Origin of the sequence: Seohaeicola sp. 4SK31 (genome assembly GCF_028802875.1) — a bacterium.
In the GTDB taxonomy this organism is placed as follows: Bacteria; Pseudomonadota; Alphaproteobacteria; order Rhodobacterales; family Rhodobacteraceae; genus Seohaeicola.
Genome location: NZ_JARAMP010000011.1, coordinates 1 through 19,109, shown reverse-complemented (window position 1 = coordinate 19,109; position 19,109 = coordinate 1). Strand labels below are relative to the sequence as shown.

Annotated in this window: 17 protein-coding genes, 1 tRNA gene and 3 pseudogenes; 13 read left to right on the top strand and 8 right to left on the bottom strand. The window is 58.4% G+C overall.

Features of this window, described 5'->3' with window-relative positions:
- Nucleotides 1-6: 6 nt before the first annotated feature.
- From PVW27_RS10630 to tsaD, 4 genes are read right to left on the bottom strand one after another with little or no spacing between them, the layout of a single operon-like run.
- Nucleotides 7-426 (bottom strand): EVE domain-containing protein, encoded by a 420-nt coding sequence (locus tag PVW27_RS10630; RefSeq protein WP_274557537.1) that lies wholly within the window; start codon nucleotides 424-426, stop codon nucleotides 7-9.
- Nucleotides 426-698, bottom strand: a complete 273-nt coding sequence (locus PVW27_RS10625; protein WP_274557536.1) for a YciI family protein — start codon at nucleotides 696-698, stop codon at nucleotides 426-428. The genes PVW27_RS10630 and PVW27_RS10625 overlap by 1 nt, the downstream gene beginning before the upstream one ends.
- The gene (locus PVW27_RS10620; protein ID WP_274557534.1) at nucleotides 699-1,655 is read right to left on the bottom strand and encodes an NAD(P)H-dependent glycerol-3-phosphate dehydrogenase; all 957 of its coding nucleotides are present in this window, start codon (nucleotides 1,653-1,655) and stop codon (nucleotides 699-701) included.
- Complete coding sequence (gene tsaD / locus PVW27_RS10615) at nucleotides 1,652-2,749, bottom strand: tRNA (adenosine(37)-N6)-threonylcarbamoyltransferase complex transferase subunit TsaD (RefSeq protein WP_274557533.1); 1,098 nt, start codon at nucleotides 2,747-2,749, stop codon at nucleotides 1,652-1,654. The genes PVW27_RS10620 and tsaD overlap by 4 nt, the downstream gene beginning before the upstream one ends.
- 96 nt (nucleotides 2,750-2,845) lie before the next feature.
- On the opposite strand from tsaD, the gene PVW27_RS10610 reads away from it, so the two are divergent.
- From PVW27_RS10610 to PVW27_RS10585, 6 genes are all read left to right on the top strand, one after another.
- A complete protein-coding gene (locus PVW27_RS10610; protein ID WP_274557532.1) occupies nucleotides 2,846-3,559 on the top strand; it encodes a uroporphyrinogen-III synthase in 714 nt (237 codons plus the stop codon).
- 98 nt (nucleotides 3,560-3,657) lie between these two features.
- The gene (locus PVW27_RS10605) at nucleotides 3,658-4,956 is read left to right on the top strand and encodes a COG4223 family protein (RefSeq protein WP_274557531.1); all 1,299 of its coding nucleotides are present in this window, start codon (nucleotides 3,658-3,660) and stop codon (nucleotides 4,954-4,956) included.
- 11 nt (nucleotides 4,957-4,967) lie between these two features.
- The gene (locus PVW27_RS10600) at nucleotides 4,968-6,464 is read left to right on the top strand and encodes a heme biosynthesis protein HemY (protein WP_274557530.1); all 1,497 of its coding nucleotides are present in this window, start codon (nucleotides 4,968-4,970) and stop codon (nucleotides 6,462-6,464) included.
- Nucleotides 6,465-6,508: 44 nt separating this feature from the next.
- Nucleotides 6,509-6,584: transfer RNA gene (locus tag PVW27_RS10595), tRNA-Thr, on the top strand.
- Nucleotides 6,585-6,747: 163 nt separating this feature from the next.
- A complete protein-coding gene (locus tag PVW27_RS10590; protein WP_274557529.1) occupies nucleotides 6,748-7,944 on the top strand; it encodes a tyrosine-type recombinase/integrase in 1,197 nt (398 codons plus the stop codon).
- 18 nt (nucleotides 7,945-7,962) lie between these two features.
- A complete protein-coding gene (locus PVW27_RS10585; RefSeq protein ID WP_274557528.1) occupies nucleotides 7,963-8,877 on the top strand; it encodes a hypothetical protein in 915 nt (304 codons plus the stop codon).
- Between the two features lie 64 nt (nucleotides 8,878-8,941).
- Here PVW27_RS10585 and PVW27_RS10580 read toward each other — a convergent pair whose 3' ends face one another.
- A complete protein-coding gene (locus PVW27_RS10580; RefSeq protein WP_274557527.1) occupies nucleotides 8,942-10,141 on the bottom strand; it encodes an IS256 family transposase in 1,200 nt (399 codons plus the stop codon).
- A 266-nt stretch (nucleotides 10,142-10,407) separates the two neighbouring features.
- On the opposite strand from PVW27_RS10580, the gene PVW27_RS10575 reads away from it, so the two are divergent.
- The 4 genes from PVW27_RS10575 to PVW27_RS10560 all read left to right on the top strand — a co-directional run bounded on the left by PVW27_RS10575 (nucleotide 10,408) and on the right by PVW27_RS10560 (nucleotide 13,756).
- Nucleotides 10,408-10,620, top strand: a complete 213-nt coding sequence (locus PVW27_RS10575) for a helix-turn-helix transcriptional regulator (RefSeq protein WP_274557526.1) — start codon at nucleotides 10,408-10,410, stop codon at nucleotides 10,618-10,620.
- Nucleotides 10,613-10,843, top strand: coding sequence for a helix-turn-helix domain-containing protein (locus PVW27_RS10570; protein WP_274557525.1), 231 nt, complete (start codon nucleotides 10,613-10,615; stop codon nucleotides 10,841-10,843). The genes PVW27_RS10575 and PVW27_RS10570 overlap by 8 nt, the downstream gene beginning before the upstream one ends.
- A 166-nt stretch (nucleotides 10,844-11,009) precedes the next feature.
- Entirely contained in the window at nucleotides 11,010-12,707 is a 1,698-nt protein-coding gene (locus PVW27_RS10565) for a site-specific integrase (protein WP_274557524.1), read from the top strand.
- Nucleotides 12,704-13,756 carry a tyrosine-type recombinase/integrase gene (locus PVW27_RS10560; RefSeq protein WP_274557523.1) on the top strand — a complete coding sequence of 351 codons (1,053 nt, stop codon included), beginning with the start codon at nucleotides 12,704-12,706 and terminating at the stop codon, nucleotides 13,754-13,756. The genes PVW27_RS10565 and PVW27_RS10560 overlap by 4 nt, the downstream gene beginning before the upstream one ends.
- A 999-nt stretch (nucleotides 13,757-14,755) precedes the next feature.
- On the opposite strand, the pseudogene PVW27_RS10555 reads toward PVW27_RS10560, so the two are convergent.
- From PVW27_RS10555 to PVW27_RS10545, 3 genes and pseudogenes are all read right to left on the bottom strand, one after another.
- Nucleotides 14,756-14,887: pseudogene (locus tag PVW27_RS10555) on the bottom strand (transposase); the annotation flags it as partial.
- 197 nt (nucleotides 14,888-15,084) lie between these two features.
- The gene (locus PVW27_RS10550; protein ID WP_274557522.1) at nucleotides 15,085-16,248 is read right to left on the bottom strand and encodes a hypothetical protein; all 1,164 of its coding nucleotides are present in this window, start codon (nucleotides 16,246-16,248) and stop codon (nucleotides 15,085-15,087) included.
- A 42-nt stretch (nucleotides 16,249-16,290) separates the two neighbouring features.
- Entirely contained in the window at nucleotides 16,291-16,671 is a 381-nt protein-coding gene (locus PVW27_RS10545; protein WP_274557521.1) for a hypothetical protein, read from the bottom strand.
- A 109-nt stretch (nucleotides 16,672-16,780) separates the two neighbouring features.
- Here PVW27_RS10545 and PVW27_RS10540 point away from each other — a divergent pair.
- From PVW27_RS10540 to PVW27_RS10535, 3 genes and pseudogenes are all read left to right on the top strand, one after another.
- A pseudogene (locus tag PVW27_RS10540) lies at nucleotides 16,781-17,167 on the top strand (IS5/IS1182 family transposase); the annotation flags it as partial.
- 987 nt (nucleotides 17,168-18,154) lie between these two features.
- A complete protein-coding gene (locus PVW27_RS21595; RefSeq protein ID WP_432762056.1) occupies nucleotides 18,155-18,847 on the top strand; it encodes a lysozyme inhibitor LprI family protein in 693 nt (230 codons plus the stop codon).
- 104 nt (nucleotides 18,848-18,951) lie between these two features.
- Nucleotides 18,952-19,109 (top strand): annotated as a pseudogene (locus PVW27_RS10535) (IS5/IS1182 family transposase); the annotation flags it as partial.

Below are 19,109 nucleotides of genomic sequence, written 5' to 3'. Positions count from 1 at the left end.
TTCGGATCAGGGATCGATCCCTGCCAACGCGCAGACAATGTTCCATTCATCGGCGCTCACCGGTTGAACCGACAATCTGGAATTCTTGACCAGAACCATGTCCGACAAACGCGGATCGGATTTGATCTGCTCCAGCGTCACAGGCGTTTTCACCGGCTTGATCGCCTTGATGTCGACGCATTCCCATCGCGGATCATCCGTCGTGCTGTCCTGATGTGCAGGCGCAATCACCTCGACCACACCCACAACGGCCTTCTCCTCCTGCGAATGATAGAAGAACCCCCGATCACCCACCTTCATGTCGCGCATGAAGTTCCGCGCCTGATAATTGCGGACGCCGTCCCATTCCTCCCCCTTGTCGCCGCGCGCTACCTGGTCTGTCCATCCCCAGACCGAAGGTTCGGATTTGAACAACCAATAGCGCATCAGCCAATCACCTTCTTCCAGGGGATCAATTCAACGTCCTGAAACAGACCAGCCTTGGCATAGGGATCACCGGCCGCCCAGCTTTCCGCAGCCGCCCTGTCCTCGACGTCAAGGATCAGCAGAGAGCCGATCATTTCCTCATCATTGTTCAGCAATGGCCCGGCCTGACGGACGACACCGCTTTGCGTGACATAGTCCAGATGGGCGGCCCGATTGGCCAGACGGGTCTCGATGGCGCCGGGTTTGTCACGGGCGATCAGGGCGAAAAGCATTCATTCCTCCTTCAGGGGACGCGAGAGCAGCAAGTCCATGGCTTGGCGCAGGCTGACCTTTCCGTCAAGCATCGCCACCACTGCGGCAGTGATCGGCATATCAATCCCAAGAGCGGTGGCACGATCAAGCGCGGCGCGGGCGGTCGCCGCACCTTCGACCGTGACGCTGGGGTCAAAGCTTTCATGCCGCCCCAATGAAAGACCAAACCGCATGTTCCGGCTTTGGGGGCTCGCGCAGGTCAGCACCAGATCACCGAACCCCGCCAATCCCGAAAGAGTCTCTGGCCGCGCGCCGAGTGCAAGGGCAAGGCGTTGCATCTCGGCGAAACCCCGTGTCATCAGAGCGGCGCGGGCACTCTCGCCCAAGCCTGCGCCGATGACGGCACCAGCGGCAATGGCGATCACGTTCTTCAAGGCACCACCCAGTTCCGCCCCGGTGGTATCCGTCGTGCGATAGACCCTGATATTCCGTGTTGTCAGTGTCTGTTGCAGGGCTTTTCCACGTTCCGCATCGCTGCAGGCCAGCGTCAACGCCGTCGGCAGACCCTTGGCGATATCCTCTGCGAAACTGGGGCCCGTCAGGATGGCGGCCGTGTTGTCGGGCATCAGCTCGGCCAGAATGGCCACCGGCCCCAGCGTTGTCGTCAATTCGATCCCCTTGCAGCAAGCCACCAGATCGCGCTTACGCAGGGCCGCACCGTGGGTCTGCAACAGATCCCGCAATCGTTGCATCGGCGCCGCCAGCAGAACCGGACCCTCACCCTTGGGGATCGTTGTGCTGGGCTGCAATCTGTCCGGAAACGCGATCCCTGCAAGGCGGGTTGCGTTCTCGCGGCGGTCTCGCATCGCCTTGACCTGATCCGCATCACGGGACCACAGGACGACATCCTGCCCGGCCTCTGCCAAGGAAATCGCCAAGGCCGTGCCGAATGCCCCCGCCCCCAAGACCGTGATCATGCCTTCGCCCCCTTCTTCCCACCGCCCAGAATCGCCGGGCTCGTCCGATCCAGAGGCCAGCGCGGCCGCGCGGCCAAGGTCATGTCGTCTTGCTCGCCCGCGCGAAAACGCTCCAGCCCGGCATAGGCGATCATGGCCGCGTTGTCGGTGCACAAGGGCAGCGGTGGTGCGACAAAGGAAACGCCAGCCTCCGCCGCAACAGTCTCTAGTTTCAGCCGGATCAGCCGGTTCGCCGCAACACCCCCGGCCACAGCCAGAACGGGGTCCGCGACCGGGTCTGCCAGATAGATAGCCAGGGCGCGTCGCGTTTTTTCGGCCAGAACATCGGCCACGGCCATCTGAAACCCTGCAGATAGATCCGCCCGGTCACGCGGTGTCAGCCCGCCCTTTTCTGCAATCACCTTGTCCCGCAGCCGCAGCAATGCGGTTTTCAGCCCCGAGAATGACATGTCACACCCGTCACGATCCAGCAGGGGCCGTGGAAATGAGAACCGCGCCGGATCTCCGCGCTCCGCCTCGGCCTCGACCGAAGGGCCACCGGGCTGTGGCAATCCCAACAGACGGGCCGTCTTGTCAAAGGCTTCTCCGGGCGCGTCGTCGATAGTGCCGCCAAGTCGCGTGAAATCATCGGTCCCACGCACCAGCAGAAACTGACAATGCCCGCCCGAGACAAGCAGCATCAGATAAGGAAAGGCGACCTGATCCGTCAGTCGCGGCGTCAACGCATGCCCTGCCAGATGATTGACCCCGATCAGCGGCAGCCCAGCCCCCATCGCAAGACCCTTGGCGCACATCACGCCCGCCAGAACGCCGCCGATCAGGCCGGGTCCTGCTGTCACGGCGACAGCATCCATATCAGCCAGCCCCAGCCCCGCCTGATCCAAAGCCTGTTTCACGGCGATATCCAGTTTTTCTGCATGGGCGCGCGCAGCGATTTCGGGCACGACACCACCAAAGGCCGCGTGCAGATCCGCCTGATCAAGAACAACCGAAGACAGGATTTGCGCCGGATCAGAGCCTGTTTGCCGCACGACAGCCGCAGCGGTGTCGTCGCAACTGCTCTCCAGCCCCAGTATCGTCAGCGTCTTGACCATCGGTCGTTCAATCCTGCCATGCCTGGCCCTGACCGTTGCAAGACCACCCGTTGCGAGGTAACACCAGTCAAGGATGCAAACAATCCCGGGGCAACCATGACACGGCCTGTCATCCTGCTGACCCGACCCGAGGCGTCGTCGCGCAGGATGGCGTCGCTTCTGGCTGCAAAGCTCGGGGACAGGGTCGGTTTCTGTATCTCGCCCCTGATGGAGATTGTCCTTGATCCCCGCCTGCCGGATCTCGACGGTATTCGCACCTTGATCTTCACCTCCGCCAACGGGGTAGCGGCCTATGTCGCCGCCAATGGGCCAAGAACGTTGCCCTGCTATACAGTGGGCGATGCCACGGCCCATGCCGCGCAGGACGCGGGACTGCGTGCGATGTCCGCCGGTGGCGACGCCGAGGCTTTGATCGACCGCATCACCGCGGATGGTGCGACAGGTCCGATGCTGCATCTGCGCGGCGCCCATGCACGCGGCGACATCGCAGAGCGCCTCAGCGCGCAAGGCTGCCCGGTGTCTCAGGCGATCGTCTATTCCCAGAACGCCCGCCCCCTGACCGAAGAGGCATTGGCGCTGCTGCATGGCACCGATCCGGTCATCCTCCCGCTTTTTTCGCCGCGCAGCGCCGCCTTGATGGGGGATGGTCCGGTGTCCGCTCCGCTCTATGTGATCGCAATGAGCCGAAACGTGGCCGATGCGCTGCGTTTTGAGGTTGAACACTGCACCGTTGCGGCCCACCCTGATTTCGAGGCTGTGACCGAGGCAATCGGTGCCTTGCTTGAGTCGACCCCTTGGCAGGGGTCATAACACCTGTCCGGTGAGTGGCTTGAGACAAGGACCCGCGCGCGGTAGGCTTTTCCGCCAAGTGGCGTGATTTGGATATAGATTCGAAAGGGTGACGACCGGTGGCGGACAAGAAAAAGACTTCCGACAAGCAGGCACCCTCCGGCGACGAGATCGAGGATGCCGTTATCCTGAACACCCCCGAGGGCCCTCTACCGTCTGACGACACCGTCGGGCAGGACAGGGAAAACCCAAATGATCCTGTGGACGACCCGTCGCCAACCGGACCCGAAACCGTCGAGCCCTCGCAAGACGCAGAGTCGCCGCCCGACACCCATCCGATGGAACAGGACAGTGCCGCGCCTGCGGATCAACCTGACAGCACGGCCGATGACACGCACGAACCTGCCCCAAAGCCGCACGACACGCCCGCCAGACAGACCGAAACAGTGATCGTCCGCAAAGGTGGTTTCCTGCCGATGCTTCTGGGTGGTGTCGCCGCCGCCGCGATAGGGTTCGGCGCGGCTTACAGCGGTGCGCTCGACGGGCTGCCCCTGCCGGGTCTCGGGCAGACACAGGATCGCATGACGGCGCTGACCGATCAGATCGCGGCACAAGACAGCACCTTGTCGGATCTGAACGGGCGCCTCGCCGCTCTTGAGCAGGCACCTGCGCCTCAGGAACCTGCCTTTGCAGACCCCACGCCGCGCCTTGAGGATCTCTCGACCCAGATCGGCGTTCTGGCGCAACGCATCGACGCACTGGAGGCCAGGCCCTCGACCGGCGCATCTGCCAACGATCCGCAGACACAGGCTGCGCTGGAAACCGCTCGCGCGGAACTGGATCAGATCCGGCAGGCTTTGGACGCGCAACGCAGCGAAATCGCAGCCCTCACCGATGCCGCCGCGCAAGAAGAACAGGCCGCACGCGACACTGCCCAAGGCGTCATGCAGCGCGCTGCCCTGACCCGGATCCAGACCGCTCTCGATACAGGTTCACCCTTTGCCGAGGCAGTCACCGAATTGCGTGACAGCGGTGTTGATGTGCCGGAAACCCTGGTCCAGCAGGCGAACGATGGTGTCCCATCTCTCGCTGCGTTGCAGTCCAGCTTTCCTGATCTTGCCCGCGATGCCCTGCGTGCAGCCCGCCAACAGGGTGGTGCAACGGGGTTTGGCGGATTTCTGGAAACTCAGCTTGGGCTGAGGTCGTTGCAACCCCGTGAGGGCGATGACCCTGATGCGGTTCTGTCGCGTGCCGAAGCTGCCCTGCAATCCGGTGATCTGAGCGGCGCACTGACCGAACTCGATGCCCTGCCGGACGCTGCGACAGCGGTCCTTGCGGATTGGCGCAGCCAGGCCGAAACCCGCCTCGCGGTGCTGACCGCCTCGCAAGACCTGTCGCAAGCGCTGAACACGAACTGAAGGATAACGGAATGCTCTGGTCGCTTATCAAGATTATCCTGTTCGTGGTTCTGGTCGCCGCAGCGACCATGGGCGCCGCCTATCTGATGGAGCTGGAAGGCGGCGTGCGTATCGCCGCCGGTGGATATGAGGTGAATCTCACGCCGCTTTATGCGGTGATCCTGCTGATCGCGCTGGTTTTCGCGGTGTGGCTGATCCTGCGTCTGGTCACGTTGCTTGTCGCGATCCTCAAGTTCATCAATGGCGACGAGACAGCGATCACCCGCTATTTCAACCGCAATCGCGAACAAAAAGGCTATCAGGCCCTTTCTGAGGGCATGATGGCGCTGGCTGCGGGCGAAGGCCGTCTGGCCATGGCCAAAGCCAGCAAGGCCGAACGCTACCTGCACAAGCCCGAATTGACCAACCTGCTGACAGCGCAGGCCGCCGAAATGACAGGTGACCGCCGCAAAGCCGAAGAGGTGTACAAACGCCTTCTCAAGAATGATGCGACACGTTTCGTCGGTGTCCGCGGGATCATGAAGCAGAAACTCGCGGACGGTGACATGACCACCGCGTTGAAACTTGCCGAGAAAGCGCTCGACCTGCGTCCCAAGCACGAAGAGACGCAGGATGTGCTGCTGCGGCTTCAGGCCAGCGCCCATGACTGGGCCGGCGCGCGGCGCACATTGGGGGCCAAGCTGAAATACGGCTCACTGCCGCGCGACGTGCACAAACGCCGCGACGCCGTGCTGGCCCTGTCCGAGGCCAAGGATGTGCTGCAGGAGGGCAATGACATCAGCGCCCGCGAAGCCGCGATCGAAGCCAACAAGCTTTCCCCCGACCTGATCCCCGCCGCCGCCTTTGCCGCGCGCGGCTATATCGACCAGGGCAATGCGAAATATGCGACGCGCGTGATCAAGAAGGCCTGGGCCGCGCAGCCGCATCCCGACCTGGCCGCCGCCTTTGCCGCCATCGTGCCGGATGAAACACCCGCTGCGCGCTTGAAGCGGTTCAAGCCGCTGATCGCACAGCACCCGGATCATGTGGAATCCCGACTGCTGCTGGCCGAGCTGCATATCGCCAACGAGGATTTCCCCGAAGCGCGCCGCGCGCTGGGCGATCTGGTGGATACCGCCCAGGACGCACGGATCCTGACCGTCATGGCCGCAATCTCCCGCGGCGAAGGCGCCTCCGATGTGGTGGTCAAAGGTTGGCTGGCCCGTGCCCTCACCGCACCGCGCGGCCCGCAATGGGTCTGCGAGAAGTGCCACAACATCCATGCCGAATGGGTGCCGATCTGCGAGAACTGCAAGTCCTTCGACACGCTGGCATGGACCGCGCCCCCGGCTGGCGCACCGACAGCACCGACCGGCTCCGAGATGCTGCCCCTGATCGTCGGCTCCATCGAGGACAAGTCCACGGACGACCCCTCCGACGTTCCCGATGCCGAAGTCCTGCCGGACGAAGAAACCTTGCACCGCCCGATAGATGCAACCTGGACAGAGGGTGACGAGGCCCGAAAATAGGTCTTTTCCAACCATAGGCGGGGTGCTATAGCCCCGCCCCAAGGGCCGCTGTAGCTCAGCTGGTAGAGCACGTCATTCGTAATGATGGGGTCGGGGGTTCGAGTCCCTTCAGCGGCACCACTTTCTCATCCAAAATCATCCAATGACATCCAGAAAGCTCTGGTTTATAAGGGTTTTGCGATGCTGGTTGTCCGATGTTGTTCGGTCCCGTCCGACAGAATGCCCCCGGTTTGGGGGCATCTACGGGGGCTTCGCGAGTGATGCAGAAAAGCGATGCCCCCAGATGCCATTGACCGATACCCAGATTCGAAGCCTGAAACCCAAGGACAAGCCCTACAAGGTCTCAGATTTCCAAGGCCTCTATGTGACCGTAGCCCCCTCAGGCTCGCGGCTGTGGCATATGAAGTACCGGATCGATGGGCGTGAGAAGCGTTTGTCCTTTGGGGCCTATCCGGCGATCTCTCTCGCACAGGCAAGAAAGCTGCGAGACGAGGCCCGTGCACGGCTTGCTGCAGGTGAAGATCCCGGTGAGGTGAAGAAGGAAGACAAGCGGCAGAAGTTGCTTGTGCAGGAAACAACCTTCGCAAAGTTCGCGGAAGCCTACAAGGCCAAGGCCGAAAAGGAAGGGCGCGCGGACGCCACTAAAACCAAGACCGAATGGCTGTTGGGAATGGCAATTGATGCTTTCGGCAATAAGCCTATCGCTGAGGTGACGTCACCTATGGTTCTTGCCTGCCTGCGAAAGGTCGAGGCCAAGGGTAATCACGAAACTGCCAAGCGACTGCGCGCCAAGATCGGTGCGGTCTTCCGCTATGCGATTGCATCCGGTGTTGTCGAGCACGATCCTACCTTTGCATTGCGGGATGCCCTTATTCGACCCAAGGTCAAATCGCGCTCTGCCATCACGGACCCTAAAGAACTTGGTGGCTTGTTGCGTTCGATAGACGGGTTTCAGGGGCAGGTAACGACACGTATCGCGTTGCGGTTACTCGCCATTCTCGCCCAGCGACCAGGTGAGTTGCGGCAGGCGACATGGGCAGAGTTTGATCTTGAAAAGGCGATCTGGTTGATCCCTGCCGAGAGGATGAAGATGCGCATGCCGCATTCGGTGCCACTGCCTGCGCAGGCTTTAGCTTTGCTGAAAGACTTAAAATGCATCACCGGCAATGGCGTCTTCCTGTTTCCCTCCCTGAGGTCGGTGTTTCGTCCGATGAGTGAAAATACTCTGAACGGCGCACTTCGTCGCTTGGGCTATGATGGGGATGAAATGACGGCGCACGGTTTCCGCGCAACATTCTCAACTTTGGCCAATGAAAGCGGGCTGTGGAACCCCGACGCTATTGAGCGTGCCTTGGCCCATGTCGATGGTAACAAGATCCGCCGGATCTATGCCCGTGGCGAGTTCTGGGAAGAACGTGTCAGACTGGCCGATTGGTGGGCTGGATATTTGGATGAGGTAGAGGCAGGATCGCCCAACTAACGGTAGAAGGGTGGTCATGTGTCAAACGAACCGTCGCGGGCGTATATCACGACGAAGATCTTGCAACGTCGCTATGGCAGGCTTCTGATATGGAGAAGACCTGTCATCCACAACATCAGGGGTCCGTACCATCCGGACGTCTTTGATGGCTTTGCTTTTGATTTGGCTCTTTCAATCAAGGTCTGCAAGGAAACCTTGCAGGACATGACGGACGCGGAGTTTTTCGAGCGCTTCGATCTCAGAGGAGAGGTCAGCAACCCAGCGCATACCATGGCAGAACGCCTCACGCTCACTGAGTTGAGAGCGGTGTTCAGGCAGGAACCAGTCTGGTTTGCGGGCGGTTTCGGCGTGGAAGGCCGCGAGGCAGATGTGCAGCACTGGGCAAGAATGCAAAGGTGGTCCTTAGACGAAGCTGCCGCTCTTTCCATTGGATTTGAACCCTGTGGCGACTTGCTGGAGGGGACCGACGGGATGCCGGTTCAAAGCGATGTTCTCGCCTTCTACTTCAAAAGACGCGCTTTGATTGAAGACAACTTCGATTGGTGCAGTGTCGCTGCGCCAGGCCGGAACAGCGTGCCGGACTTGGTGCGATGGTTTGACAAAGTTGAACTGGATGTGCCGGAACAGCTTTTGGCAGCGGCTGACAAATACCACGCTCTCGGCATTGGAAAGAAATCAAAGCTGGGCCGTTCTAATGCCGCTGATGACAAGCCGCTGGACCCAAGGGAAAGGTCCACCATGCTGAAGATGATCATCACCATGGCTATGGAAGGGTATCGATACGATCCCAAGGCAGAGCGTAGCACAATACCTTCTGAAATCGAATCAGACATGAATCTTCTTGGCGTCGGGATCAATCTCGAAACGATCAGAAAGCACCTCAGGAGCGGTTCAGCGTTGCTTGATGATGAGGTGCTGGAGGATATCGGATAGTGCCCCATTGCGTGGTGTAGCTGGCTCTGATCGTCACCGTGATATTCGGTGCAGGCCTGCTTGATCAGGATGCCACGGCGGGCAGGCTGATGACGGGATCATCGCCCATTGGCGCGATGGTTTCCAGTGTCATGTAGCGGGCGCGCTGGACGGCCCATTCATCGTTTTGCTCCAGCAGCAACGCTCCGACCAGGCGGACGATGGCGCCATCGTTCGGGAAAATACCGACGACATCAGTGCGCCGCTTGATTTCGCCGTTCAGGCGTTCGATGGGGTTCGTCGAGTGCAACTTGGCGCGGTGTTCCTTGGGAAAAGTCATGTAGGCCAGCACGTCGTGCTCAGCGTCGTCCATGATCGTCGCAAGCTTCGGCACCTTGGGCCGGATCTGGTCGGCGACGCTGCGCCATTGGATGCTGGCGGCTTCCGCGGTGTCCTGGGCGAAGGCTGTTGCGATGAAGGCGGAGACCACTCTGCGCCCGCTCTTGCCGGCATGGGCCGCAGTATTCCTTTGAAAATGGACGCGGCAGCGCTGCCAGGTGGCGCACAGCACCTTCGACACCGCGGCCTTGATGCCCTCGTGAGCATCCGAGGTCACCAGCTTCACGCCACGCAGGCCACGCCGCGTCAGCTTGCGCAGGAACTCGGTCCAGATCGGCTCGGCCTCGGAAGTCCCTATTTCCAGGCCCAGAACCTCGCGCCGGCCGTCGGTGTTGACGCCGATGGCGATGATGACCGCCACCGACACGATCCGCCCGCCACGCCGGACCTTGAGATAGGTCGCGTCGATCCACAGGTAGGGCCAATCGCCTTCAAGCGGGCGGTTGAGGAAGGCCTTCACCTTGCCGTCGATCTCTTCGCATAGGCGACTGACCTGGCTCTTGGAGATGCCCGACATGCCCATCGCCTTGACGAGGTCGTCAACGGATCGCGTCGAGATGCCTTGAACATAGGCTTCCTGGATCACCGCCGTCAGGGCCTTCTCTGCCATCCGCCGCGGTTCGAGGAAGCCTGGAAAGTAGCTGCCTTTGCGCAGCTTCGGGATGCGTAACTCGACCGTCCCAGCTCGGGTCTCCCAGTCCCGGTCGCGGTAGCCGTTGCGCTGCGCCCGCCGCATGTGATCTTTCTCGCCATAGGCTGCGCCAGTCGCGGCGCCGACCTCCAGTTCCATCAGCCGTTCGGCGGCAAAGCCGATCATCTCGCGCAGCAGATCCGCATCGGGGGTCTTCTCCACGAGGTCGCGCAGGTTCATCATGTCATTGGTCATCGGTGGAATCTCCAGTCCGGGTTGGTGTCAGCAACCAGACCTTACCGGAACTTCGCCGGTGACCACCTCAGCCAGAACCTACACCACCCCGTGGGGCACTATCGGATATCGGGGCCTCTGGGCGGATTAAGAAGGATTAGAACCCGCGTTAAGACGGAATAAGTCGGGCCAGATCCCTATTTGGTTAGCGAAAACGCTGATCGCCCTCCGACTTGTTCGGACTTGGCAACATTACCTCAGACGCAATCGCTATGAGGTGCACAAAAATGGCCAACCTTCCTTTTCCCCGGACAGGCTACGTTCGCTTGTCGTCCATTCTGGCCCCGAACGGGCCGATCCCCGTTTCCAAATCGACCTGGTGGCAGGGCGTGAAGGACGGCCGCTTCCCCAAGCCTCGCAAGTTGGGGCCGCGCACCACTGTCTGGAAGGCAGAGGATATCCGCGCTTTGTTCGAAGCAGAGGGTAAAGCCTATGGCTAACAGCTTGAAGCAGAATACACCTATGGAATCCATGATTGGCAAAGATGATCGCCAGCTTCTGACGGTCCGGCAGATCGCGGCGCTCGATAGCTGCTCCGAGAAAACTGTGTACCGCGCGATCAAAGCGGGCCTGCTTCCGGTCGTCCGAGTTGGACCCGGTGGGAAGCTTATCCGCATCACCAAAGCGGCCCATATGGCTTATCGCCAGATGGGAGGGCTGTGACCCACCATGAACCACAATGTCCATAAAAATCAGTGCTTTGATGATCTGTCGGGAAAAGGCCATGCCCGAAATGGGGACACTTTCTGTGTTATCCTTTTCCCGAATCTGACGCTCTGTCCCCACCTGTCCACCCGAGACCACGCATGTCCCAAAGGAGTAGATCTCGATGTTGCGCATTAACCCTCAAAACCTGGAGACCGCCTTCCTTTGCCCCGGCACGACGATGTTCGCGGATCTGATCGCAAAGTTGCATGCGGATGCCGGCCTGACGCCGGGGCGGCAGCGCGATCTCGTCTCCGCGATCCGTCGCACCTCCAAAGCACTCGGGCACGCGCCAGAAACCGTTCCGGCTGATCCCACGTGGTTGCGCCCGCGCATTGAACGCATCGTGCCTGCCGCTATCGGCCTTACCCCGAAATCGTGGAGCAACGTGCGCAGCGATCTGCAGGCGGCACTGGCGCATGCCGGCATCACCAAGCGGCCGGTCAATCGCAAATGGCATCTGTCGCCCGAGTGGGCGCCGCTCTGGGACAAGGTATTGGCTTCGGGCGACCGCACGCTCTGCGCCTCGCTGTCGCGGTTCGTGTACTTCCTGAACGGGCAGGGGGTGCGCCCTGAAGAGGTGGGCAACGCGCACGGGCTGGCGTTCCAGGAGGCTCTGGCGCTGAACGAACTGAGCCGCTCGCCCGAGAAGAGCCTGACCAATACGGTGAGCGCTTGGAATCTGGCGACGGCACGCATTTCTGGCTGGCCGCAGCAGCGATTGTCTGCGCCCCAACGCCAAAAGGTCATCAAGATCCCCCTTGATCAGTTGCCGGAGCCGTTCCGGCAGGATCTGGATGCCTATGTCACCTCTCTGGAGGCCCCCGATCCCTTTGCCATTGATGGCCGGCTCGTGCCGCTGCAGCCGATCAGCATCAAGATCTATAAAGCGCGGCTCTTGCGCTTTGCGGGCGCGCTGGTGCGCTCGGGGCTGCCTGTCGATGCGCTGCGCAGCTTGTCGGATCTGGTAACGCCTGCCCGCATGGAGCAGGGGCTGCGCTGGATGCTGGCGCAGAATGATGGGGAAACAACGGCCTCAATCTCGGAGACCGGGCAATTGCTCAGCGGCATTGCCCGCCGCTATGTCAGGCTGCCTGAGGAGGAGCAGAAGCGCGTCGACATGCTGGCGCAACGGATTGCCATGAAGCCGCAGCAAGGCTTGACGGAAAAGAACCGCGCCCGCCTGCGCCCGCTTCAGGATCCCGCGACCCGTCGTAAGTTGCTGACGCTGCCGGAACAGCTTTTTGCGCAAGCGGATCAGAAGAATGATTTCCAATCTGCGGCGTTGCTCAGAGAACTGGCCGTGGCAGTTGGCATCCTGCTCTATTGCCCGATCCGCGTGAAGAGCTTGGCGTCGATCCATCTGGAGCGGAACCTGCAGCGTCCGGGCGGCGGGCGGTCGTTTCTCGTGTTTACCGGCCCCGAGGTCAAGAACCGTCGCCCGATCGAACTGGAACTGCCCAAGCGTGTGGCTGATCTCATCGACAAACACTGTGCCACCCGCAGCCCCTGGCTCTGCACGCCGAACAGCGCCTGGCTGTTTCCGGCGCGGCAAAGCCAAGGCTCGATGGATCCCAATACGCTGTCGCGGGCGATCTTCCGAATGATCCGCAAATCCATCGGGTTGGACGTGAATGCGCATCTCTTCCGCCATCTGGCCGCGATGCTGTATCTGCAAGCTCGGCCCGGGGAGTACGAGGCCGTCCGGCGTCTGCTGGGGCACACGCAGCTGAGCCGCACCCTCAACTTCTATGCCGGCTTCGAAGCCGGCACCGCGACCCGGCTCTTTGCTGACGTGATCGACGAGGAGCGCCTGAAATGACCACGCCCCTTGCTTTACCCTTCGACGCCTGGCCGGATTCCGACAAGCGGATGTGGCACGCCCTGTTCCATCATGGCGGATTGCTCGATGATGCAGGCGCCCTGTCGCATCTGCGCCTGACGACGCAGGAGATGCTGTGTAAGCACTATGCGCGCTGGATTGGGTGGGTGGGCAGGGAAGATACTGCAGCCTTGCTGCAGCCGCCGCCACAGCGCCTCACAGCAGGTCGATTAGCGGCATGGCTGGAGGCTCTGGCCCACACCAGTTCCGTCACCCAGCACATGTACGTCAGCTCTGTCTTCTGGATACTTTCCAGCGCGGATCCGGACCAGGACTGGGCCGTACAGGACCGCGCCATAAAATGGCTGGATTATCGGGCCAAAAACCACCAGAGCCACCGCAAGGATGGCCGGGTGCTGTCCAGCGCGGTGCTGTTTGAGGCCGGGCTGCGCTATGCCGGCCCCGATGCCGATGCCGCGAGCACCCCGTTGAAAGCCGCCAAATTCCGGCGGGACGGGGCGATGGTGGCCTTGCTCACCATGATGCCGATGCGCCGCCGGTCCTTCATCGAGCTTGATCTGGAAAAGTCGTTCGAGGTGGCCAAGGATCACATCACAATTCGCCTTTCCGGCGACATGACGAAGAACAAGCTGCCATGGGAGGCGCCTGTACCGAAGACGCTGGAGCCAGTTATGCGCCGTTATGTGGAGGAAGTCCGCCCGTGGTTCCTGTTACGCGGCGGCCAGTCGCATAGCCTGCTCTGGATCGACGACCGCGGCGCGCCCTATCAAGCTAACTACTTTGCCCATCGGATCGGTCAGATCACCAAGCGCCTGACAGGCGTGCAGGTGTCCCCGCACCTGTTCCGGGATGCCGCCGCCACAACCCTGTCCCGCGCATCGCCCAAAGATGCCCGATTGATCCGTCCTCTGCTGGCGCATGCGTCCTTTGGCACCGCAGAGCGGCATTACATCCATGCGTGCACCATCGAGGCAGGTAGAAGCTATGCGGAGATCCTGGAGATGGAGTTAGTTGAGCGGCCCAAGTGACTAGGCCGCTCATTCTATTTATTCAACCGAAATGGACGGTCCATTTCCTTTCGTAAACCCAAATCTTATCGTGCGGCTGTTGTTGTTCTGGTTTGGGTTTGTAGATGTAGTTTGTGAATGTTGCGGCCAAGGAGGGGTCTGTCCAAAGATAGGCGGTGACGCGAAAGGGCCACTTTGCGAATGTTGCGGCCAAGGATTAGGAGCCGGCCAAAGAGGGGTCTGTCCAAAGATAGGCGGTGACGCGAAAGGATCACTTTGAACAGTTCCAGGAAAGGTCGGGTTTGTGTCACGACGAATATATTGCTGGTTCCCTTCGTAAAGAGCCCCTAGTCCAGGGTGAACAGCACCAAGAGCAGCGCCTGGAACCCGATCGAGGGGAGAGCCCATGTTAGCATGTACGCGGTCAAGCGCACGTGCATCTTGCTGGCTAATAATCCCAGCCCTGCAAGCGAGATCTGCGAGAAAGCCAGAAGAGCAAGCGGCCGCCGGGCCAGCCAGTGCGTTTGCCAGAACGAAGAGAACAATGGATTTGCGAAGTGTGGGTTTCATGAGTTTTGCTCCGTGTCAAAGGGTGAAGTTCAGATATATGTCTAATATACACAAATATTAAATGTTGTAAAGACATTTTTTATCCTTGTTCGCCCTCAACAGTGACCATCAGACTCTAAGGGGTTGCCTGCGACCCCAAATATGCCTGCCGCTCATGCACTGATGGTGCGACCCAAGCCCCTGCACCTGCACGGTTGAGGGCATGACCACCCTGTTGTAACCTGCTGACTCCGGTGCAAAGGGGGAGTGTGAGAAGACGATGACCTGAATGGGCGCAACGATCGAACAGGATCGGGGAAACTAGCATAATCCCATGAGCATCAGAACTCTCATAGTAGATTTGGACCCGACCTGCTGATCACCATACCGGCCCGCGGCTTCTGGAAGCGCCGCACATCGAGGCCTGAAAGAAGACCGCACATGGAGCCTCTTGCATTACGGGCGGCAACCAAAGAAGGGATTCTCAACCCAGCGTGCGACGACCGCCTCGTCTGACAGACGGTAGGCGTGCTGGAGGTAAAGCAACCCGGGGACCAGCCGCGATGGTGTCGCCGGACGCCCCGTCGTTGAAGGGAAGAAGCCGACCTACTCTTGCTCGTTTGCAGCTCTGACGGCGTGCGTGGTCGCGGCGCTCCCGTGACGAACTTGTCCCATAATGCTTCCTTCCATTCCTCAGAAAGGATCGCACCATCAAACCATGGGATCAAACACCTAGCCTATCGTATCTCAAAACCACGCTCCAAAACTTCGTCGTCCTCCAATAAGTAATCAAGCTGAGGCTAAGTATCCCCGCCCAGGTCAAGATATGAGCGCATCATTAACCGGACAGATCTTGTTGTGCGAATCCCGCGCTTTTCGACAAGGGCAAACAGCTCCGCCTGATGATCGTATTCCACAGGCTTGTTGTCCGCGAGCCGAGCGTCAGAAAGTCGCCATCCGAAAGGAGTATCGTTCACAATCGAGACTATCGCCTCGCGTGCTCCTGGCTTGTTCCAAACATAGTATTGATGATCACCCTTTAGGGCTTGCTCTACATAGTCTCGAAGACAATTTCTGAATTTCTGCGCCACGTCGAGGAGCTCATAGCCATTAGAAACGTAATGGAAGGCAGGCATATTGATGACGGGGTCATTAAAGGGTATACTGAGATAAACATCATTTATTACTCGTGCAGGAGACTCGCCAATGCAAATGCGGTAGCTGTGTTCTTCGCTCATTATCGTATTGCCGGTAATCGTGCTATATAACTGCATGAAATTATCGAAACGCGATGAAGTGCCAAAGCACTTTGCCAGTCGTACAGATTGCTTCGTACGAGGAAGTTGAAATATCAACTCCACGATTTCACGATGCAGTGGATCTCTGAGATCTCCTTCGACTGCGTTGAATATATGTTGCGAAAGAGATGGAGCTTCCGACAAGAGAGTAAAAAGTCCAAGGTAAAAGTCCGGATCTGCCGCCTCTTCTCCTATCCGAGTAACGAGACGGAGGTAGCCATCAGGGCATGATCCGTATACGCCACTAATCAGATCTTCATTACTCTGCATCAGCAACCGCTCAAGCAGAGCCTGTCTTGCGACATCATTAGTGGCTATTTCATAAAGCTGATTTGCTTTCTGGAGGTATGCAAGAACTGCAAAATAGACTTGTCTACGTCGCGGCTCAGTCAGAGTTAGGACAAGAGTAGCCGACCCAAAGACGACTTGTGCAGCGCGCATCAAACAGTGCGCCATGGATCTTAATAAGTATTCGTTCTCTGGATCAACTTGACAAACTTTCAATACATCAAAGAGTTCAACCTTGAAGTCTTGTACAGAATTAATTGGCAGATCCGTTTGACAAAGCTTAGCAAGTCGTGGATAAAGCGCATCACGCATAGTTGTTCTCATGAATAATTGAACAAAATCCCGATAGGACACGAGCGGCACTTCAAGCTCGGTCACTGTTCTAACCTGATGCATATAATGCTATGCCTGATATTTTATTCAATTCAGGGATATTGTCATCCTTTCATTTTCGCTATTAAACTGGAAGTTCGGGCTCACGCTGTTGTTGTTCTGGTTCGGGTTTGCAAATCCAGTTTGCGAGTGTTGCGGCCATTCATTAGGAACCAGTAGCGGGATAAAGGCGTTGGTCTGCCCAAAGAAAGGCTGTGACGCGAAAGAACCACCTAGAACTGCTAGAGGATAAGTTCGATGGGGCGTCCCCATCTGACGTGCCTGTTCCTGGAGTTCCTGGATACTAGTCCCCATCCTGCAATAAATTTCTGCGATAAAGCCAGAGCTAGAAGAGCAAGCGGCCGCCGGGCCAGCAAGTGTGTTTGCCAGAACGAAGAGAACAATGGATTTGCGAAGTGTGGGTTTCATGAGTTTTGCTCAGTGTCAAAGGGTTGAAGTCCAAGTATATGTCTATTATACATAAATATTAAATGTTGTAAATACATTTTTTGATATAGCTTGACCTGGGAAATCCTAAGATGGCCACACGCTGGCCAATCCCTTGGAACAGTGAAAAATCCTGACGGGCCAACGCCATGAACTGGCTGTTGTCGGCGGAGGCTATCGCGGTCATGGCGTGGAGGCGACCCGCGTTCTGGCCAGCAGCACCCGCCGCGGCCTGACGCCAAAGCTGATCTCAGACCTTCGCCGACGCAGCTCGATTAAGACAGAGATCGGTCACGTGAAGACCGACGGCCGCCTGTCACGCTGTCCGCTGACGGGCAGCTTTGGCGACACCCGCTTTGCGGTCCTTTGTGGCTGCGGCCATAACATCCGCAAGATCCTGGCCCACCTCCGGGCTTTGTTTGCCTGCATCATCGGCATGCTCCTGAACACGCGTTCGGGCGTTGGGCCAGATCATTAGGCCATCAAAGCCGCCTGATCTCGTTGTTCAGGACGAACTCGGTAACTTGGACTGTTGATTTCCACCGGCTCTGATGATGTGCCCCCCCGACGGCATCTTTATGCCAAGGTGGGTCTGCGAGGCTCCACAAAGGAGGACGGTCATGTCATCAGAGCCTCTCACATGCGATCATATACTTGATCGAAAATTGGTTTTATGGGACGATGAGAATCGTAACCAATATGTGGGGAAGTAATTTCCACATGTGGGATGAATTTCTTTTTTGAACTGATCGGTGCGAACTTATTGCGTTAGCAAGCATAAGGGAGATAATAAATGTTCAAAATATTTGCTCAAGCTCTAGGCCTTATCATCATCACTTTGTTTATCCAGCCAGTGGCGGCCCAGTCGGAAAGTTTGGTGAGCAATATATCCTACACCCCCTACATAGGATTTGATATCGATACGCCCGCTGAGCAATCATTCATAAACTGCGCATCAACAAATGTGAAGACTCAGGAAGGTTGGGTGCAGATGTCACAGATAAATTGTGGCGATTATTATTGTAATGGCTGTACGCAACTGCGTTGCAATGATTGTATTGTAACCGATTGGCAAGGGCAATGTGCGCGGTGGCGTGTTGGATGCGAAAATGTATACATTCCGTGCTGCACCTGCAGTAACATCAGGAGATTCTGATGGCATGAACAAGGATATGCGTGAACGGCTCCATTGTGTAAATCGGCTGATGGCCGGCGTCCCCCCCTTCCCCGGACGGACTTATCCCACGACCTCTGTGACGGGAATGCCGAGTGTGGTGTAGCCGTTCAGGACGGCAATGCGGACCTGGATCTCCGCGACCGCGACAACACCAGCGGCAGGCCATTTGGGGGATGTCGATTTGAACTGCAACCAAGTTCTGTTTAGCCTTCGGTTAGTTTGGAATGTCAGGTGGAGTGTCTTCTGAGGGATTTTTTGTTGAGACTTTTTTGGCTTCTCTCGATCTTTATGCTTCCCGCGCCAGTTGTCCATGCTCAGGCGAGCTTCGACTGCAGCCTCGCAGCAACCCCTGTCGAGATTACAATCTGCGCTCACGACGAACTCTCGCGGCTCGACAGGGAGATGGCCGCCGCCTATCGCTCCGCACGCGGGTCCGCAGGACAAGGCCGGAGCGACCAGGTACTTGCGGACCAGCGAGCGTGGATCGTCCGACGGGATGCCTGCGGTCCGGATAGGAATTGCCTTTCGCGACTCATGCGTGACAGGATCGCCACACTCTCTGTGTCCACACCGGCCCAAAATGAAACATCATTAATGGCGGACAATGCCCAGCGTTTTCAGTACTGCCTGAGTTCTTGTTGGCGCAATGCGGAACTGGTTATGGCTCTTGAAACGTTTCGGGGGCGGCCTTCGAATATGATAATACAATCTCAATCGGGTGTTCTGTATAATTGTCAACAAAATTGCCATTCCGCAACTGCACCTACGGTCCATAACCCTTCTCAAGCTGCAATTGCGATAGATTTAAACGCCGTCATACGAAGCAATTTTGGTACCGCCCGGCGCTTGCAACAGGAAATTAGAAGCATAGGTCGAACCCCGTGGCCAACAAAAATATCGCAACTGCCAAACTGCAGACCACGCGATGTAACATGTCAGCATGACAATGACTGGTGTGGTCGCGTTCCCCCATGTCGATGAGGCTAAATCAAGTGATAGCAAGCCTTTGAGTACTTCAACCGGGCTCTGTTGCACAAATCCTGTGAGGGATTCATCTCGTGAATCCAGCGTGGTAGCTGGGATGCATGAGCAGACACATACCCCCGACCTACAAGACCAGGAACTGGCCAGCCTACAATGAAGCGCTCAAGCGCCGGGGCTCGCTGACAATCTGGTTCGACCCAGAGACAATCTGGGAGGCCTCACCGACAGGCAAGCGTGGCCGCCAGCGGAGCTACAGCGA

Excerpts from the sequence above, each read along its gene's own strand:
- PVW27_RS10630 (WP_274557537.1), bottom strand. The coding sequence starts at position 426 with ATGCGCTATTGGTTGTTCAAATCCGAACCTTCGGTCTGGGGATGGACA.
- PVW27_RS10625 (WP_274557536.1), bottom strand. The coding sequence starts at position 698 with ATGCTTTTCGCCCTGATCGCCCGTGACAAACCCGGCGCCATCGAGACC.
- PVW27_RS10620 (WP_274557534.1), bottom strand. The coding sequence starts at position 1,655 with ATGATCACGGTCTTGGGGGCGGGGGCATTCGGCACGGCCTTGGCGATT.
- tsaD (WP_274557533.1), bottom strand. The coding sequence starts at position 2,749 with ATGGTCAAGACGCTGACGATACTGGGGCTGGAGAGCAGTTGCGACGAC.
- PVW27_RS10610 (WP_274557532.1), top strand. The coding sequence starts at position 2,846 with ATGACACGGCCTGTCATCCTGCTGACCCGACCCGAGGCGTCGTCGCGC.
- PVW27_RS10600 (WP_274557530.1), top strand. The coding sequence starts at position 4,968 with ATGCTCTGGTCGCTTATCAAGATTATCCTGTTCGTGGTTCTGGTCGCC.
- PVW27_RS10590 (WP_274557529.1), top strand. The coding sequence starts at position 6,748 with ATGCCATTGACCGATACCCAGATTCGAAGCCTGAAACCCAAGGACAAG.
- PVW27_RS10580 (WP_274557527.1), bottom strand. The coding sequence starts at position 10,141 with ATGACCAATGACATGATGAACCTGCGCGACCTCGTGGAGAAGACCCCC.
- PVW27_RS10575 (WP_274557526.1), top strand. The coding sequence starts at position 10,408 with ATGGCCAACCTTCCTTTTCCCCGGACAGGCTACGTTCGCTTGTCGTCC.
- PVW27_RS10570 (WP_274557525.1), top strand. The coding sequence starts at position 10,613 with ATGGCTAACAGCTTGAAGCAGAATACACCTATGGAATCCATGATTGGC.
- PVW27_RS10565 (WP_274557524.1), top strand. The coding sequence starts at position 11,010 with ATGTTGCGCATTAACCCTCAAAACCTGGAGACCGCCTTCCTTTGCCCC.
- PVW27_RS10560 (WP_274557523.1), top strand. The coding sequence starts at position 12,704 with ATGACCACGCCCCTTGCTTTACCCTTCGACGCCTGGCCGGATTCCGAC.
- PVW27_RS10545 (WP_274557521.1), bottom strand. The coding sequence starts at position 16,671 with ATGAAACCCACACTTCGCAAATCCATTGTTCTCTTCGTTCTGGCAAAC.
- PVW27_RS21595 (WP_432762056.1), top strand. The coding sequence starts at position 18,155 with ATGCTTCCCGCGCCAGTTGTCCATGCTCAGGCGAGCTTCGACTGCAGC.